Below are 15,838 nucleotides of genomic sequence, written 5' to 3'. Positions count from 1 at the left end.
TCGCGGCATGACTTCGAGGTTGACGATCAGTGAGTTCGCCCGGCTGGTGGGGTTGGCGCCGAGCGCCCTGCGGTTCTACGACGACTGCGGCCTGCTCCCGCCCGCGTCGGTGGACGGCTCCAACGGCTACCGCTACTACGCCCCGTCCCAGCAACCCCGGGCCCGGCTCCTGCGCGACCTGCGCGAGATCGACCTGCCGTTGGCCGAGGTCCGCCTCGCCCTGGATGCCGATCCGGCGGAGTTGGCGGATCTCGTGCGGGCGCACCTGCGCACCGTCGAGGCCAAGACAGCCGCCGCACGCGCCGCCGCCGACCACCTCCTGACCCACCTCACCGCCGACCACACCCGGGTCGTCCTAGGCGGCCCCGAATTCGCCAGCGCCATCCGGCAGGTCGCCCCCGCCGCCTCCACCACCCCGACTCCCGAGGCGTCGGCGGAGGTGTTGGCTGCGCTGGACTGTGTGTTGGTTGAGGTGGGGCCGGATGAGGTGGTGTTCGTGGCGACGGATCGGTATCGGTTGGCGGTGCGGACTGTGCGGCCGGTGGAGTTTGGTGGGGCACCGGGACGGGTGTTGGTGCGGGCGGACGAGCTGGCTGGGCTGAGCCGGTGGGCGGCGGCAGGCGAGGTGGTGGAGCTCGAGATCCGGGGCGAGGATGCGGTGATCGTGCGGGACGGGGAATCGCGCGAGATCGCGGTGGTGGACGCGGAGTACCCGGCGTACCAAGGAATCCTCGACGGCCTGGCGCCACCGGTGTGCCGGGTAGTGGTGGATCGGACGGGGTTGCGGGCGGCCCTGGAGGGTCGTGAGGTTGTTGCCTTTGACATCGGTTCGGGGGAGTTGCGGATCGATGGGGGCGAGCCGCTCGACGTGATCGGGTCGGGCGAGGCGCGGATCGGGTTCACCGCGTCGTTGCTGGCGGCGGCGCTGGACGTGAGCGTCGGTCCCGACGTACTGCTCGAGATCTGCGCTCAGGACCGGCCGGTCGTCGTACGGTCGGCCGACCAGGGCACGTTCACCACGCTCGTCATGCCCGTCCGGCTGGACGGGTGAACCGGAGCTACTACGGCTGGCTGGCAGGGTCCACACTCTCGGCGTTCGGCGACAGCGCGCTCTTCTTCGCCCTCGGCTGGGCGGCGACCGGAATCGCGCCGCACATCGCCGGGCTCGTACTGACCGCCTTCTCCCTGCCGCGCGCCGTACTCCTCCTGCTCGGCGGCGTCCTGGGCGACCGCTGGGGTCCACGCCGCATGCTGCTCGTCTGCTCGGCCGTCGTCGGCAGTTGCTGTTTCGCCCTGGCCGCCGTGGCCTCCAACGTCACCGCTGCGCTGCTGCTCGTGACCGCAGCAGTAGTCGGGACGGTCGACGCGTTCGCACTGCCCGCGGCGGGCGCTCTGCCTCGGTTGTTCGTCACAGAGGACGAGCTGCCGAGGGCGATGGCTTTGCGTACGTCGGTCACCCAGATCGTCACGCTCGGGGCCGGTCCGATCAGCGGGGTGATCGTTGCCTTTGTCGGTCTGGTGGGAGCGTTGGTGGTGGATGGGCTGACGTTCGCCGTCCAGTTCCTGGTGCTGCTCGCGATCAGACCGCCGTACGGCGTGAGACCTCAGAGCGCACCGCAGTCGGTACTGCGGGAGGCGGGCGACGGGATCCGGGTTGCTTGGCGGGATCCGGTGCTGCGGAGCGTGCTGCTGGTGGTGGCGTTGGTTGCGGCGTTCGTGCTGCCGGTGCGGTCGTTGTGCGTGCCGTTGCTGGCCCGCGCACACGGTTGGACCGCGTCTGAGACCGGCCTGGTCGTCGGTGTGGGCGTGGCCGGCGGGTTGATCGTGACCCTGCTCGTTGCGCGGTTCGGAACGTTCTCACGACCGGGGTTGGCCGGCGGACTGGGGTGCTTGCTTGCGGCGGTCGGGATCGCGGGTCTGGGTGCGGCGGCGTCCGTTGCTGTCGCGGTCGCTGTCACGTTCGTCCAGGGTGTTGGCGTTGGGATCTTCACGTCGCACATCGCGCCGGTGTTCGTCCGCAGTACGCCGCGGTCGCACGTCACCCGGCTGCAATCGCTGCTGTCGTTGGCGCAGACGATCCCGCTGCTCGGCTCCACCAATCTGCTGGCAGCACTCGACATCCGGGGTGCGCTGGTCCTGTCCGCGGCTGCGACTGCGGTCGCCGGGATCGCACTCCTCCGCCTCGAACCGATCGCCGCGGCGGAGCGTCGTACCGCAACATGACGATCATCTGGGTGAACGGGACGTTCGGGGCGGGGAAGACGACGACGGCCGGGAAGCTGGTCGAGCTCACCGAGGGGACCCGGCTGTTCGATCCCGAGTACGTCGGCTACATGTTGTCGGCGAACCTGAAGGACCAGCAGTTCACCGACTTCCAGCAGCTGCCGCCGTGGCGCACCCTCGTCCCCGTCGTCATGGACGAGGTCGCCCGCTTCACCGGCCAGCACCTGATCGCAGTACAAACAGTCCTGGTTGAGGACTACTGGCGCGAGATCACCACTGGTCTCCACGCCCTCGGTCACACCGTCATCCACGCCCTCCTCGACGCCGACGCCGAAACCCTCCACGCCCGCATCGACGCCGACCCCGAAGGCAAAGACATCCGCCCCTGGCGCCACGACCACGTCGACGAGTACCAAGCCGCCCGAACCTGGCTCCTCCCCACCGCCGACCTGGTCATCGACACCACCAAACACTCCCCCACCTCCACAGCCACCCAGATCAAGGAGTCCTTGGCGCTGTGAGACGTATTGGGTGCATGGCAGACACCGCGTCGACCTGCCGGCCTGAGCTCAGTTCCTGGGTTCCCGCGGGTACGGGGATGGACCGGTGAAGTGGCGCGGGTCGCCGTACTCGAGGTTGTCCTGCCCGCCGAAGTTGGTGTGCAGGAACTGGTGCGATGACTCGGCGCGGCTGAAGTAGCCGCCTCCGTACGGCGCGAAGGCCGGCCCGGCGTCCCAGTACGGGACTCGGTGACCACTGTGTTCGGCGTACCGGATCAACGGCTCCGTGCCCGCCGTGATGCGAGCGGCATCTTCCGCGCAGGCGGGGAGCTTCCGGGTTCCGCGTCCTGGTTCTGTCCAGAGCACGTCGGTGAGCGACGGACCGTGCTGTGGGTTGAAGAAGCACGGCACCCGGCGTTCCGGCACCGGTTGGCCGGCGGTCGTCGACGTGTGGCGCAGTACGTCGTACTGCGCGTCCGCCAACCGTCGGGTGATCGCCCCGACCGCAGTCGGATCCTGGAGGTCTCTGCTCGCCTCCAACGCGAACCAATACGCCCGCCCTGCGTTTTCGTAGTCGGCTGAGTCGCTCCCCGCCAGCCCCCGATACTGCTCTCCGAACCGAGCGACATCGTCCGCGACCATCACGCGCAACGACTCCAGTTGTTCCGCCACCTGCCGCCGCCGCAGGTGATGACGCCACGCGAGCCACCCTGCGATCGCGATCCCCGCTACCCCCAGGCTGATGTACAGCCACAGCATCTTCCTACGGTACGCCGGTGGAGTTCGTACTATTGACAGCATGTTGTCGTGATGACAGTATGTTGTCTATGAGGACAGCATATGTGGCGGTGTATGAGACGTGGGCGGACTGGGAGATCGGGCATCTGCTGGTCGAGTTGCGGACTGGGCGGTTCACCGGGGTGCCGTGGACGGTGGTGACTGTGGGGGAGACGGTTGAGCCGGTGGTGACGATGGGCGGGATGCGGATCGTGCCGGACGTGGCGCTGGCCGACGTTGAGCCGGATGAAGGGGATCTCCTGGTGCTGGCGGGCTCGGGGCAGTGGGACGACGGGCGGGGGGACGCGTTCGCGAAGTTGGCGCAGCGGTTCCTCGAGGCCGGGATTCCGGTGGCGGCGATCTGCGGCGCGACGGCTGGGCTGGCGCGGGCCGGGTTGCTGGACGAGCGCAAGCACACGAGCGCGGTGAAGGAGTACCTGCAGGCCACCGGCTACCAGGGCAGTGACAACTACGTCGACGAGCGAGCGGTGGTCGACGGTGATCTGATCACGGCCGGACCGGACTCGCCGGTGCAGTTCGCGCGGGCGACACTGCAGCGGCTCGGCCTCGCGGACGACCGCAAGCTGGATGCGTACGAAGGCGTGTTCCACCGCGCCGACCCATCGGCGTACCCGATCCTGGTCGGATGACGGTTCCACCCCGCAAGGATTGGCCGCAGCCGGGACCGGCGACGGAAGGTGGTGTGCTGTTGACCGACGTCATCCTCGCCACCTTCCGGCTGAACGCCCGGCTGATGGAGGCCGCCCAGGACCTGGCCGCGCACGGCGGGCTGACCGCCGCGTGGTGGCAGGTCCTCGGCGGCGTCCTGGACGAGCCGCGGTCGGTCGCCGAGGTCGGCCGCATCATGGGCGTCAGCCGGCAGGGGGTCCAGCGCATCGCCGACCTGCTGGTCGAACGCGGCCTGGCCGAGTACCAGCCGAATCCGGCGCACCGCCGCGCCAAACTGCTCGCCTGTACCGAGGCCGGCTACTGGGCCATCCGGCAGATCGCCGTCGCCCAGCACCCGTTCGCCGCCAAGCTCAGCAATGACGTCGCCCTCGACGACCTGCGAACGACGCTCGCCACCATGCGGACGCTCATCACCAGGCTGGAAGAAGCTTGACCGTCAGACTGTGCCCATAAGTGTGCCGCGTCGTGAACGTCAGCCGCGTCCCAGTCACCGTTCGCACGACCTGTACGCCGGGATCCGCGGACTCGGGCCGGAGGTACTGCGCCCACAGGTTCACCGTGATCGTGTCGCGCTGCGTGGTCGGGTCCGACACGGCGACCGTCGTCGTCCGATCGGCATGCCGTTGCAACAACACAGACGCAGGCCCGTCGATCGTCAGCCCGGGCAGGTTGTGATGACCGGACGCGAACGTGTTCGCACCGGTCAGCCGCAGCCCGAGATGCTGGATCGCTTGCAGTCGTGAGCTGTTCGACAGTACGGCGATCCGCCCGTGCTGGTAGCCGCGCAACGCTGATTCCGTTGCGTTAGGCACCAATGCGTACGCGAGTGCCCGCGTCGCCCGGGCGGGCTGCGCGACGGTCAGCCCGAACACCTGCTTGGTCACGGCCGTGTCCGGGTTCGAGGTCCGCATCACCCGCCGGCTCCGCGTGACCTGCTCGAGTCCGACCGACACCTGATTCGGCTGCAGGAAGTAGTACCCGAGCGCAACTCCACCGTCCGTGTACCGCAGCCACCATGGATCCGTCGTACCCGTCCCGGTCCATTCGCGGCCGTCCCGTCCTACGCCGGTGATCGCAACCGGCGCGCCTTGCGCCGCGATGCGAGTGTCGAGAGTCGTCGTCACCGGTCGATCCTTGTCGCCTACCCCGGCCGCCAGAACGACGATCTCGTCGTCCAGCATGAACCACGACTTGGTCGCCGATGCGTTCCGATAGACCACGAAGTCGTCCGGCAGGATGTCGCGCGACGCGTAGGCGAAGTCATCCGACTGCACCCACCCGGTCGCGCCGTACGCACCGAGCGTTGCGCCGCCGGAGTACGCGTTGGTCCCGACCGGGAAGTACACGTAGGTGTTCTGCGACTCCGACGACGAGGTGAAGTTCAGCGGGTGCGAGGGATTGTCGTAGTACGGCGTTCCGTAGAGCTCCGGGATCGTCTTGCGGGTCTCCACCGGCGCGGTGACACCGCCGAGCGCGTACGGCGAGACGGCGGTGAAGTAGTCGACCCCGAACGCCTGGGTCTGGTCCTGACCGGCCAGGTACAGGTAGTGCGCGCCGTCGCCCTGGAACCACGGCATCAGGTTCTCGCCGCTCATGTACTCGTACTTGCTGATCCGCTCCGAGTTCCGCGCCAGTGCGAACGCGAAGCCGGGCCGCCGGTGCACGGTCCGGTCCATCGCGTTGAACGCCGTACTGCTCGCCGCCGGGTTGAGATCGGCCGGGACGATCGCCGGGTCCGCCTGGATGTCGGCGTACCGGGCGACGCTGACCGGCGAGACGAAGCTGGTCGGGTTGATCGTCGGCCGCGACGTGAACTTCGCGAACGACTTCAGCCGGGCGGCGTCGTCACCCGCGGCGTAGTCGGCCAGATCGACGATCGCCTCCACCACGACGGCGACGTCGGCGTACCCGGTGGTGGTCCGCGAGACCGCGCGGCCCTTGACGATCTCCATCATCCAGCCCTCGAAGATCAGCGGCGCGAACCCGTCCTCGACCCAGCCCTGGACCACGCCGACCAGGTCGCCGCCCTGCGCGTACTCCGTCCCGTCGAGCACCTTGATCGTCTGCACGACCCGGCTGAGCAGGCCCTTGCCGTACGAGCCGGTGTAGGCGACGGACGCGTGCTGGATGAACGAGCCGTCGGCGTAGTACCCATCGGTGACGCCGTGCTGGAGGTTGTACGGATCGACCGTGGCGAAGACCGTGAACTGGTCCTGCAGCGCCTTCCGGATCCGCGCGTCGTCGCCGGTCAGCGCGCCCTGCAGCACCCGGTTCGCGGTGATGTCGACGAGGTTGGCGCCGGTGTGGAACCGCGAATCCAGGTCGACGTCGCCGTCCTTGCCGTTGCGCAGATACGCGTCCATCGAGGCGACGTACGGCGTGACGAGTTCGGCCGGAGCGTCGATCAGGGCCAGCGTCTTCGACACGAACGTCGAGATGCCGATCTCCCAGGTGAACCAGTTGCCGTAGTACCCCTTCGACTGATCGCCGTAGTAGTTGTCGTGCAGCCAGCCGAGCTTCTCGGCGACGCGGGCGCGGACCTGCTCGTTGCCCTGTAGATCGGACGCCGGGCCGGGGCGGCGGAAGGCGAGCGCGATCTCGTAGAGGTGCTGGTACGACGCGCTGAGGTTCGGGTCGCTCGTGCCGAGCGGGAGACCGGCGAACAGCTCGCCCGCGCCGGCGGTGTCCAGCGCCGCCAGCCAGGTCCGAGCGGTGGTGTCGAGGCTGGCGAGCTTGGCCGCAACCTCGGGACGCGCGTTGGACTCCGGCGTACCGGCGTAGATGCCGATCGCGTTGGTGAGCAACTGGGCGGGGTCGGCGTCCATCGCAGGCATCGTCTCGGCCGCGCGGGCGGCAGGTGCGGGGTTGACCGCGGTCAGCAGGGCGGTGGCGGGTACGAACGACAGCAGGCGGCGGCGGGTGATGTCCACTGAAACTCCCGGGCGGATGGGAAAAACCTCACGCCCGGAGTCAACCAGCCGGAACTATCCTTCAGCAACCGTTTGCCGCCGACTGATCAGAACGCGGCTCAGGACCCTCCGGCGCCGACCAGCTGCCCGTCCATCGAGAGGATGCGGATCGTGCCGCCGCTCGCCTTGGTGGGGATGACCAGCGCGACCTGGTGCAGATAGTCCTGGTGCAGGGTCTGCGTGTACTTGACCATGCTGCTGAACGCGGTCGCCTCGCCGCTGGTCCAGTACGCGTTCGAACCCGGCTCGACGCGCTGCAGGTACTGCTCGGTCAGGGCCAGGAAAACCAGCGCCTCACCCGACGACGTGATGAAGGTCAGCGGATCGCCGGACGGGCTGAACGTGTCCGAGACGCTCGCGATGTACGACTCCTTGGTGTCCGCGACCTTGGCCTTGGCCCGCTGCTCGAGGAGCTTCGCCGACCCCGGCGAGGGGACGAAGTACTTCGCCTGCGCGGACTTCGCGCCGCCGGACAGGTACGCCGCGAGGTTGGTGGCAGCGGAAGTCGGCAGGCTGTGGAGCTTGTCCAGGTCGGTCTTGTGCGGCGTCCGCAGACCCTCCATCGGCGGCAGCTTCATCGAGGCCGACGGGTAGACCGAGTTCGTCAGCAGCCACGGCGTACCCGCGCTCTGCCGCTGCCAGACGCCGAGCTGGCGGCTGTCCGGCTCACCGGAAACGCCGGAGCTGACCACGAACCGCATCGGGTACGACCCGAACTCCGGCGCGCCGATCTGCGGATCGGTGTAGGTGAACGGCTTGGTGGAGTCCTTGCCGGCCGCGTCGAGCTTGCGGCCGATGACGAAGCCGGCCCGGGTCTGCGCCAGGGTCGGATCCGCCTCGATCGTCTCGGACAGCTTCGCGTCGCGGTTCGCGTTGGCGCGGTTGTTGAGCTGGTTGTACTTCGCGACGACGGCCTGCGCGTCGGCGAGCGTGACGGCCGGGCGGGTGTCGGAGGCGACGATGCTGTTCTTGGCCGGGAGCAGGCCGCAACTCGTTGTCGTGAGCAACAAAGCGCCGCTGGCCAGGAGTGCGGCCGTCCTCCGGACCGCCTCGTCACTCTTCTCGAACTCCGGGGACTCCACCAGAGACACCGTCTCCGGCTCGACGACCGGCTCCTGGTACGGCGACTCGTCGTACGCCGGGCCGCCTGCGCCGACCGGGGTGAGGAGGGCGGGTGACTTGGCGCGCGCGACGGCGGCGGGGGACATCAGCATCGGGGCGGCCGGGATGGGTTGCTTGGCCGGCTTCGGCACGGGCTGCGGGTAGGTGATCGCCGGGAGGCAGACGGGGATCTCCTCGGTGCTCGGTTCGTCGGCGCGCGCCCGGTACGCCGGGAGGTCGGTCGCGACCGGCGCGAACGGGCTGACCCGCTCGGGCGCGAAGGGCGACACCGGCTCGGCGACCGGAGCCCAGGCGACCGGCGCGGAGGCGACCGGCGTGGAGTTGGCCGGACCGGAGTTGGCAGGCGCGGAGGTGGGCGAGGCTGGGGCGGACCGAGCCGGGGCCGGGACAGAGGCGATGCGCGCGGGTGTGAAAGCTGGGACCGGCGCGGCCGGGCGGCGGTGGAAGGCGAGGGCCAGGCCGAGGGCGAGGAAGACGACACCCGCACCGAGGACCAGCAGGCAGATGCCGAAGCCACGGTGCACCTCGACGCCGAAGCGGACGTCGGCGCCGACCGCCGGGCTGCCGTCCGCGTTCATCACGACGACGTCGAACATGCCGTCCTGGATCGGCCAGGCGATCGACCGCGGGCCGTTGCCGCCGGACTTCGCGACCCACCAGTCGAGCTCGCCCGGCGGTGTCAGCCGCGGGATGCCGCCGCGCATCTGCTGGGTGCTGAAGGTGGACGGAATGGCGTACCGGATCACGCGGGTGTGGGCCGCGCCGGCCAGGTAGTTGGAGACGTCCAGGTCCTGCCCGACGCCGACGAACACGGGCTTGTTCCCGGTCGCGGTCACGTGCAGGGTCGGGCCGTGCCGGTCCAGCAGGTCGGGCGCGGTGATGACGGCCAGGCCCTTGCTGGTCAACGACTGACTGCCGGTGGAGATCGTGTTGTCCGGGCCGACCAGCCAGAAGGCGGCCGCGGCTCCGGCGAAGGTGACGACCAGGCCTATCAGGGTCAGCAACAGACCCAAGGCGGTGCGGGCGAAACGCATGAAGAGGCTCCCGTTGGTACGACGAACCCAGTCCGCGGCGGGTGGACCGGGCAACGAGCACCCACGCGGGCCCTCTCCGGGTCCCGCTGTTCACCCGTTGCCATTGACTAACTGATCCAACAAGGATCTGTTACTGTCCCGCCATTAACGAATGATGGTTCACAAACTCGGGAGGGGTCGGGATGGCTCGGCCGCGGCTGGTCAGCGACGACGTGATCCTGGACGCCACTCGTCAGGTCCTGGCCGAGCTCGGACCGGTGAAACTGACGCTCGCGGCGGTCGGCACCAGGGTCGGTCTGGCGGCGCCGACTCTGGTGCAGAGGTTCGGCTCTAAGCGGGGCCTGCTGCTCGCCTCGGCCGCGCGGTCGCCGGTGATGGTGCTGCGGGCGGCGGAGGAAGCCGAGGCGCGCAATACGTCGCCGCTGGCGATCCTGCGGGACTTCGCGTTGACAGCCGTTGCCCACATCAAGCACCGCGAGGAGCTCGGCAACGGGCTCGGGTTCGTCCAGCTCGACGTCGCCGATCCGGAGTTCCGGAGGCACGCGCTGGCGCACTCCGCCGCGATCGTCGACAGCTGCGCCCGGTTGTACCGCGCGGCCCAGGACGCCGATGAGCTGCGCCCGGATGCCGACGTACCGGCTCTCGCTCGCCACACCCTTGTCTGTTTCAACGGCGCGCTGCAGGTCTGGGCGGTGAACGGCTGGGGCTCGCTCAGCGAGTTCCTCTCCGAGCAGCTGGACCTGATGCTCGCGCCCTACCTCGCCCAGGAGTGACGAGGTTCTTGCGCGTACTGGTGTTCTATCTGGCCACGATGGTCTTCAGCGGAGTCCTGAACGCGGTCCAGGCCGCGACCGGTCCCGACCCTGACCTGATCCAGCTGGTGCAGTTCGCGCCGGCCCTCGGGGTCGGCGTGATGTTCCTGCTGTTCCGTCGTACGACGCGCGTACGGGCCCGCTTCACGCCGGCCGCGGTGGCGGCCGGCCGGAGTGCGTTAGTCGTCGGCATCGTGATCGTGGCGCTGCTCGCGTCGGTGTTCGTCCACGTGATCGCCGGCCACAGCTGGCGAGCCGAAAGTCTGCCGTTTCCCTTGGGAGTGCTGGTGATCACGACGATCATCGGCGTGCTCTGGGGCTTCTGGCATGTCGGCGGGTTCGCGCACGGCGTCGTCTACATGGGCTTGTTCGTGGTGATGGCGACCGCGCTCTCGGTGGTGATGGGCGCAGTCCTGCAATCCGCCCGCGGTACCAACCTCGCCGTCGCGACTGCCGCACACGCCGCGGTGAACCTCGGCCTGATCCTCTCTTCACCGAGGAGAACGGCGACCTCTTCCCGATGACCGTCCTGGCCGTCGTATGGACGATCGCCGCGCTCCTCACCCACCGATCCACCACCCGCAAACACATCCACAGTCCGTTGACTGGAGCAACAGTCTCGTAGGTCAATCGCTTGAGTAGGAGCGCAAGGCAAAGGAAAAGTCCAGGTCACGAAGGGACCTGGACTTTGTTCTGACAAGCGGAGCGGGTGACGGGAATCGAACCCGCACTGTCAGCTTGGGAACAGAATTGTCAGCCGTAGTCGGCTCAGCCTCAGGGTCGGCGAGCTGGTCGCCCGATCTGAATTGACCGCTGTTGACCGATGGTTCATGCCGAGTATCGTCCGATCGGGCACAGCATCGGGCGCGGCAAAACCTCCTCACTGGCCGGGGGCAACGGGGGCGCCGGCAAGTGCCAGCGCTTCGGATGGGCGACGAATTCTGATGCCAGTCTGGGACTGCAGGACGTCACGCTTGTTGAGCATCCCCTTGTCGTGGGTGATGAATGCGTCGTGGCCCGCCATCAAGTGCGCCGTCAGATGATGCACATCATGGATCTTTCGACCCGCGTCCTCGCTCGGCCCTTCGATCAGGATGGCCGTGATCTTCTGGTCAGCGTCCGCCGCCTCCTGGCTCGCGAAGACATCTGGACCGTTGAAAGTCGAAAGGTCGAATCGAAATGGGCCAGGCACGGCTCGGATCAGTGGACGATTTGCCAGCCACATGAGGTTCGCAGCCGCGCGGCCATTCCGTGCAGTCGACTGATCGTAGGCGAACGCCGATGTCAGCCACAGTTCAACCTGCCCTGCTCTGGCCAGATCTACGAGCCGGTCGATCTCGTCGCCACTGGCCTCGCCCTGCGCGGCGGCTATGACACATGTCGTGTCGATCGTGAGTCGACGCATCGCCAATCCCCCAATTCCTAGACCTGCGCTCATAGCGATCCGGTGACCGTCCGGTGTGGGACCCTCCCGATGCCTGTGGCTGGGCCAGGGTCGTCGCCCGGTGGCCCTCGCCGGATCTCAAAGACAGTCTGGCATGCTCCGCTCCCGCCGCCGGCGGTTAGCCAGAGGACCCACAGCCGTTCGCGCGATACTGAGCGAGGGGCCTGGGGAGGTGCTGATGTCCGAGCCTGTGCCAGCGGTTCGCTCGAAGCCGGGTGAGCGCATGGGTCACGCCAGCAGTCGGGCAGCACTCATCTACCTGCACACGAATGACCGGCGACACCAAGGCGTCGCTCAGGCAATGTCAGAACTTGTCGCGGAAGGTTTGCGGGACGACCCGGACGACGGTCTCGCGGTGGCATCGGGCACGTAACGGGCACCACGGCGGTAGCCGGTCTCTGAGATGACGAAACCCCAGGTCAGAAACTTGCCTTTGACCTGGGGTTTTGATCTGGAGCGGGTGACGGGAATCGAACCCGCACTGTCAGCTTGGGAAGCTGATGTTCTGCCATTGAACTACACCCGCACTGCGTGATGGTGGGACCAGCAGGCGGAGAAGAGCATAGCCGATCGGGCGGGCCGCGGGCACGCGGGGTCCGGCGCGGCGGACCCGGTGGTTGCTGCCGGGTCAACCGAACGGGACGAAGACGATGCCCGGTGCATCGAAAAGACGCGTGCGGGCGGTTTGCGCCAGGGGTTCTTGGGGAGTTTTCCACAAAGGGCACGCTCAGGACTGGGCAGGTCGGTCATCTTCTGGCAGATTAGAACGCGTTGCCGGGGGCAACATTTGACGCAACGTGAGGACACGGTCCTCGGGACCGGACAAGATGGTTGCGGGGCAACTGGATGAAGGGGTGAATGGTGGCAACAGACACGAGTGACGCGCTGGAGAACCTGGAGAACGAGCTCGTCACGTTGGCGCGGCGGCTGCGCAGCCTGCAGCGGAAGCTGTCCGACGAGGCGCACCCGGACCTGGAGCCGGCGCAGTACGCGTTGCTGAACCACGTCGAGGAGTTGGCGCCGGTGCGGATGGCCGACCTGGTAGCGGCGCTCGAGGTGGACAAGGGCCCGGTCAGCCGGGCCTGCGCACGACTGGAGGAGGAGGGTCTGCTGAAGCGGGCCGCCGACAAGTCGGACGCGCGGGCGACTCTGCTGACCCTGACCGCGGCCGGTAAGCGGAAGCTGACGGCGGCCCGGAAGAAGCGGCACAAGGTGATCGAGGATCTGCTGAAGGACTGGTCGCCGGCGCAGGTGAAGACCTTCGCCACCCAGGTGTCGAAGTTCAACAAGCTGGCCGACTGATCGTTGCCTGAGGCCCAGGTTTCGGTGCGCCGCAACGGTGCCGGAACCATCGCCGGGACGGTCTGGTGGTGAGGTCACGCCGGGGAGCTGAGGGCTCCGGACGATCCGCCACCAGGCACCCGAACGGGCCGGCAGAGCTGGGCGGAGACGCAGCACGCTGCTAAGTTCCTGTCGTGCTGCTCTCCGACCGTGACATCTTGGCCGAGCTCGACGCGAAGCGGGTCCAGCTGGATCCGTTCGATGCTGCGATGGTGCAGCCGTCGAGTGTCGACGTGCGGCTGGACCGGTTCTTCCGGGTGTTCGAGAACCACAGGTACCCGCACATCGACCCCGCCGAGGAACAGCCCGACCTGACCCGGCTGGTCGAACCCGACGGCGAGGAGCCGTTCATCCTGCATCCCGGTGAGTTCGTGCTGGGATCGACGTACGAGCTGGTGACGCTGCCCGACGACGTGGCGGCGCGGCTGGAGGGCAAGTCCTCGCTGGGCCGGCTCGGCTTGCTCACCCACTCCACCGCCGGGTTCATCGATCCGGGCTTCTCCGGGCACGTGACGCTGGAGCTGTCGAACGTGGCGACACTGCCGATCAAGCTCTGGCCCGGGATGAAGATCGGCCAGTTGTGCTTCTTCCGGCTGTCGTCCCCGGCCGAGCACCCGTACGGCTCGGCGAAGTACGGCTCCCGCTATCAGGGCCAGCGCGGCCCGACGCCGTCGCGGTCCTACCAGAACTTCCACCGCACCGACGTCTAGACAGACGAAGGCCCCGACCAGCTGGTCGGGGCCTGTCGGTCCGATGGGGTCAGCCGATCGCCTTCTGGACGACCAGCACCGTCTCGGTCGACATCGGGGCCTTGTCGCCCGGCTCGAGCAGGTAGACGCTTCCGTACGTCGAGACCATGCTGGGCGACTTCGGTTCGCCGTACAGCAACGTGGTGTCGCCGAAGCCGCCGATGTTGTCCGAGGACGACGAGCTCTCGGTGGGTGTCGACTCCGACGGTGTCCCGGTGGCCGACGGCGTTCCATCGTCGCCGGGGGTCGGCGTCGGCGATGCGATGTCCTGACCGGTGGCAGCGTCCAGCAGTACGGCGTCCTTCTCGGCCTGGGCGTACACCACTCCGTGGAAGACGGTGGTGACATTCGGTACGACGCGACTGGCCGACTCGTTGGTGTAACCCCAGACTTTCTTGCCGGTGCTGTCGTCGAAGCCGATGATCTCGACCGACTCCAGTTGGCGCGAGCCGCCGCAGACGACCGAGTTCTTCTGGTCACCCCGGCACTCGTAGCGGACCGAGTTCATCTCGTCCTTCAGCGTCGACGTCAGCGTGGTGAAGGCGCCGGTGGCGATGTCGACGGAGTACACACTCGACGAGTAGTAGCCGTCCAGCTTGCCCGGCGCGGCCGGGACGTACACCGAGCCGGACAGGTAGGCGCGCTTGCCGCCGAAGCCGGCCGGCCAGAGGTAGTTCGCCTTCACGGGCGTCTTCTTGGTGACCTTGCCGGTGGTGGCGTCGGCGGTCGCGACGGTCAGGTCGGTCGCACCCTCCTGCCCGTCGCCGATGGTGCCGGCCATCTTCCCGTCGAGCAGCCCGGCGACGGCGAAGAACGGCGTCACCGTCGACTTCTTCGCCTTCGGGTCGGCGAAGACGGTGAAGGTGCCGGCCTTCTTCGCGTTCTCCGGCGAGCCGGCCGAGACGGCGACGGCGATCTGTCCGGTCGCGGCGTCGTAGGTCTGGCTCACGATGTCCTTGCCGCCGTTGTCGGGGCCGAGGAGCGGCGTGAGGTCGACGGGGATCGAGGTGATGACCTTGCCCTCGGCCGGATCGATCCACTGGAACAGGACCTGGCCGCGGGCCTTCTGCGTGCCGCTGCCTTGGACCCGCTGGACGTAGGCGACACCGATGACTTCCTTGCCGTCGAGCTGCACAGCCATCGGGCTGCTGGAGTCGGAGATCGTGGTGGTCGTGTCCTCCTTGGAAAGGACCTGCCAGGAGTGGAGACCGGCCACGTTGAGGCCGGAGATGCCGTTGTTCCCCGCATACAGAGCGGTCTGGCCGACGATGCCGGCCTTGATGGTGTAGTCGTTGTCGCCCGGGACGCTCGGCTCGGCGATCCCGGAGACCGCGGCGAACGCCTTGGGCGGGTCGAACGAGGGGACCTCGGGTGTTGCCGGACTCGATGCCGACTGACCGCCGTCGCCCGCGGTGGTATCGGAAGCCTTGTCGTCACCGCCGCTGCAGCCGGCCAGCAGTACGACCGCAGCGGTTGCGGTGATCAACGGACGCAACATCGTTGTTTCTCTCCCCAGTTGTGAACCAAGAGTGACGGCGTGAACGCTAGCAGCGTCCACAGGTCCGAACCGTCACCAAACCCAGACGTTGCAGCAAGTTGCAAAGTGCGGCTGCCGCGCCGTTGATCGGCGAGCCGGTCATCGGACGACCGACAGGCCGGTACCGCGGCGGCCGGGCTGCGGCTCGGCCAGGCGGCGCTGCGAGTCGAGGCGGCGCTGCGGGTCCAGGCGGTCGGCGATCCGGCGCAGTACGCCGGCCAGCTCGTAGCGGGGTCCGCTGGTGCGGGTCGCCTTGCGTCCGTGCCGCTCGGCGCGGACCTCGGCGGCGCGCAACTGCTCGTTGACGCGGTGGCGGGCTACCTCTTGGTGTTCGGTGATCATCGTCCTGCTCCCCTCTGGATGGTTTTCGGCAATGCTTCGCCCAGGTCCCGCCGGGCCGTTCCGGCCCGGGTCTTCGGAGCGGGCGACGAAGTGCAGGACCGCCACGAGCAGGATGCCGACCGGGCGGTCGAAGTCGATGCCGAGCTCGCCGTCCTTGAGTATCTCCTCGGGATGGCGCAGGTCGCCCTGGACCACGGAGGTGTCGCTGTCGAGTGCCAGCAGCGCCCTGGCGTGAACGAGCACGACCGGGTCGTTGTCCACGTACGCCACCCGTGCGCCGGGCGGCGCGACCTCGTGC

15 protein-coding genes and 1 tRNA gene are annotated in these 15,838 nt (G+C 68.2%); 9 read left to right on the top strand and 7 right to left on the bottom strand.

Annotated elements, in window-relative coordinates:
- Nucleotides 1–7: 7 nt before the first annotated feature.
- Genes AB0I34_RS38055 through AB0I34_RS38045 form a run of 3 tightly spaced genes read left to right on the top strand, consistent with a single transcriptional unit; the run spans nucleotide 8 to nucleotide 2,744 of the window.
- The gene (locus AB0I34_RS38055; protein WP_360455333.1) at nucleotides 8–1,051 is read left to right on the top strand and encodes a MerR family transcriptional regulator; all 1,044 of its coding nucleotides are present in this window, start codon (nucleotides 8–10) and stop codon (nucleotides 1,049–1,051) included.
- Nucleotides 1,048–2,223, top strand: a complete 1,176-nt coding sequence (locus AB0I34_RS38050; RefSeq protein ID WP_360455330.1) for an MFS transporter — start codon at nucleotides 1,048–1,050, stop codon at nucleotides 2,221–2,223. The genes AB0I34_RS38055 and AB0I34_RS38050 overlap by 4 nt, the downstream gene beginning before the upstream one ends.
- On the top strand, nucleotides 2,220–2,744 hold the full coding sequence (locus tag AB0I34_RS38045) for an AAA family ATPase (protein WP_360455328.1): 525 nt from the start codon (nucleotides 2,220–2,222) through the stop codon (nucleotides 2,742–2,744). The genes AB0I34_RS38050 and AB0I34_RS38045 overlap by 4 nt, the downstream gene beginning before the upstream one ends.
- Before the next feature lie 48 nt (nucleotides 2,745–2,792).
- Here the strand turns inward: AB0I34_RS38045 and AB0I34_RS38040 are convergent, their stop codons facing one another.
- Nucleotides 2,793–3,482 carry a hypothetical protein gene (locus AB0I34_RS38040; RefSeq protein WP_360455325.1) on the bottom strand — a complete coding sequence of 230 codons (690 nt, stop codon included), beginning with the start codon at nucleotides 3,480–3,482 and terminating at the stop codon, nucleotides 2,793–2,795.
- A 68-nt stretch (nucleotides 3,483–3,550) separates the two neighbouring features.
- Between AB0I34_RS38040 and AB0I34_RS38035 the strand changes: the two genes are divergently transcribed.
- Together AB0I34_RS38035 and AB0I34_RS38030 are read left to right on the top strand one after the other, a co-directional pair.
- On the top strand, nucleotides 3,551–4,150 hold the full coding sequence (locus AB0I34_RS38035) for a DJ-1/PfpI family protein (RefSeq protein ID WP_360455322.1): 600 nt from the start codon (nucleotides 3,551–3,553) through the stop codon (nucleotides 4,148–4,150).
- Nucleotides 4,147–4,623 (top strand): MarR family transcriptional regulator, encoded by a 477-nt coding sequence (locus tag AB0I34_RS38030; protein ID WP_360455319.1) that lies wholly within the window; start codon nucleotides 4,147–4,149, stop codon nucleotides 4,621–4,623. The genes AB0I34_RS38035 and AB0I34_RS38030 overlap by 4 nt, the downstream gene beginning before the upstream one ends.
- On the opposite strand, the gene AB0I34_RS38025 is transcribed toward AB0I34_RS38030, so the two are convergent.
- Together AB0I34_RS38025 and AB0I34_RS38020 are read right to left on the bottom strand one after the other, a co-directional pair.
- A complete protein-coding gene (locus tag AB0I34_RS38025) occupies nucleotides 4,601–7,120 on the bottom strand; it encodes a polysaccharide lyase family 8 super-sandwich domain-containing protein (RefSeq protein WP_360455316.1) in 2,520 nt (839 codons plus the stop codon). The genes AB0I34_RS38030 and AB0I34_RS38025 overlap by 23 nt on opposite strands.
- Before the next feature lie 98 nt (nucleotides 7,121–7,218).
- Complete coding sequence (locus AB0I34_RS38020; protein ID WP_360455313.1) at nucleotides 7,219–9,315, bottom strand: hypothetical protein; 2,097 nt, start codon at nucleotides 9,313–9,315, stop codon at nucleotides 7,219–7,221.
- A gap of 182 nt (nucleotides 9,316–9,497) precedes the next feature.
- Here AB0I34_RS38020 and AB0I34_RS38015 point away from each other — a divergent pair, with 182 nt between their 5' ends.
- Nucleotides 9,498–10,088 (top strand): helix-turn-helix domain-containing protein, encoded by a 591-nt coding sequence (locus AB0I34_RS38015; protein WP_360455310.1) that lies wholly within the window; start codon nucleotides 9,498–9,500, stop codon nucleotides 10,086–10,088.
- Entirely contained in the window at nucleotides 10,085–10,651 is a 567-nt protein-coding gene (locus tag AB0I34_RS38010) for a hypothetical protein (protein WP_360455307.1), read from the top strand. Before AB0I34_RS38015 ends, AB0I34_RS38010 begins: the two co-directional genes overlap by 4 nt.
- 356 nt (nucleotides 10,652–11,007) lie before the next feature.
- Here AB0I34_RS38010 and AB0I34_RS38005 read toward each other — a convergent pair whose 3' ends face one another.
- Both AB0I34_RS38005 and AB0I34_RS38000 read right to left on the bottom strand, forming a co-directional pair.
- Nucleotides 11,008–11,532, bottom strand: coding sequence for a hypothetical protein (locus AB0I34_RS38005; protein ID WP_360455304.1), 525 nt, complete (start codon nucleotides 11,530–11,532; stop codon nucleotides 11,008–11,010).
- Nucleotides 11,533–12,023: 491 nt separating this feature from the next.
- Nucleotides 12,024–12,097 (bottom strand) — tRNA-Gly (locus AB0I34_RS38000).
- Between the two features lie 332 nt (nucleotides 12,098–12,429).
- Between AB0I34_RS38000 and AB0I34_RS37995 the strand changes: the two genes are divergently transcribed.
- Nucleotides 12,430–12,873, top strand: a complete 444-nt coding sequence (locus AB0I34_RS37995) for a MarR family transcriptional regulator (protein WP_360455301.1) — start codon at nucleotides 12,430–12,432, stop codon at nucleotides 12,871–12,873.
- A 173-nt stretch (nucleotides 12,874–13,046) separates the two neighbouring features.
- Complete coding sequence (dcd, locus tag AB0I34_RS37990; RefSeq protein WP_131512032.1) at nucleotides 13,047–13,622, top strand: dCTP deaminase; 576 nt, start codon at nucleotides 13,047–13,049, stop codon at nucleotides 13,620–13,622.
- A gap of 49 nt (nucleotides 13,623–13,671) precedes the next feature.
- Here dcd and AB0I34_RS37985 read toward each other — a convergent pair whose 3' ends face one another.
- Together AB0I34_RS37985 and AB0I34_RS37980 are read right to left on the bottom strand one after the other, a co-directional pair.
- A complete protein-coding gene (locus AB0I34_RS37985; protein WP_360455298.1) occupies nucleotides 13,672–15,159 on the bottom strand; it encodes a hypothetical protein in 1,488 nt (495 codons plus the stop codon).
- A gap of 138 nt (nucleotides 15,160–15,297) precedes the next feature.
- Nucleotides 15,298–15,838: SAM-dependent methyltransferase (locus AB0I34_RS37980; RefSeq protein WP_360455295.1), on the bottom strand; the 541-nt coding region annotated here is incomplete at its 5' end.

The sequence above is a fragment of the Kribbella sp. NPDC050281 genome, assembly GCF_040655855.1.
Taxonomy (GTDB): Bacteria; Actinomycetota; Actinomycetes; order Propionibacteriales; family Kribbellaceae; genus Kribbella.
The sequence above is the reverse complement of the archived record's forward strand: the minus strand, read 5'-3'. Positions and strand labels throughout refer to the sequence as shown.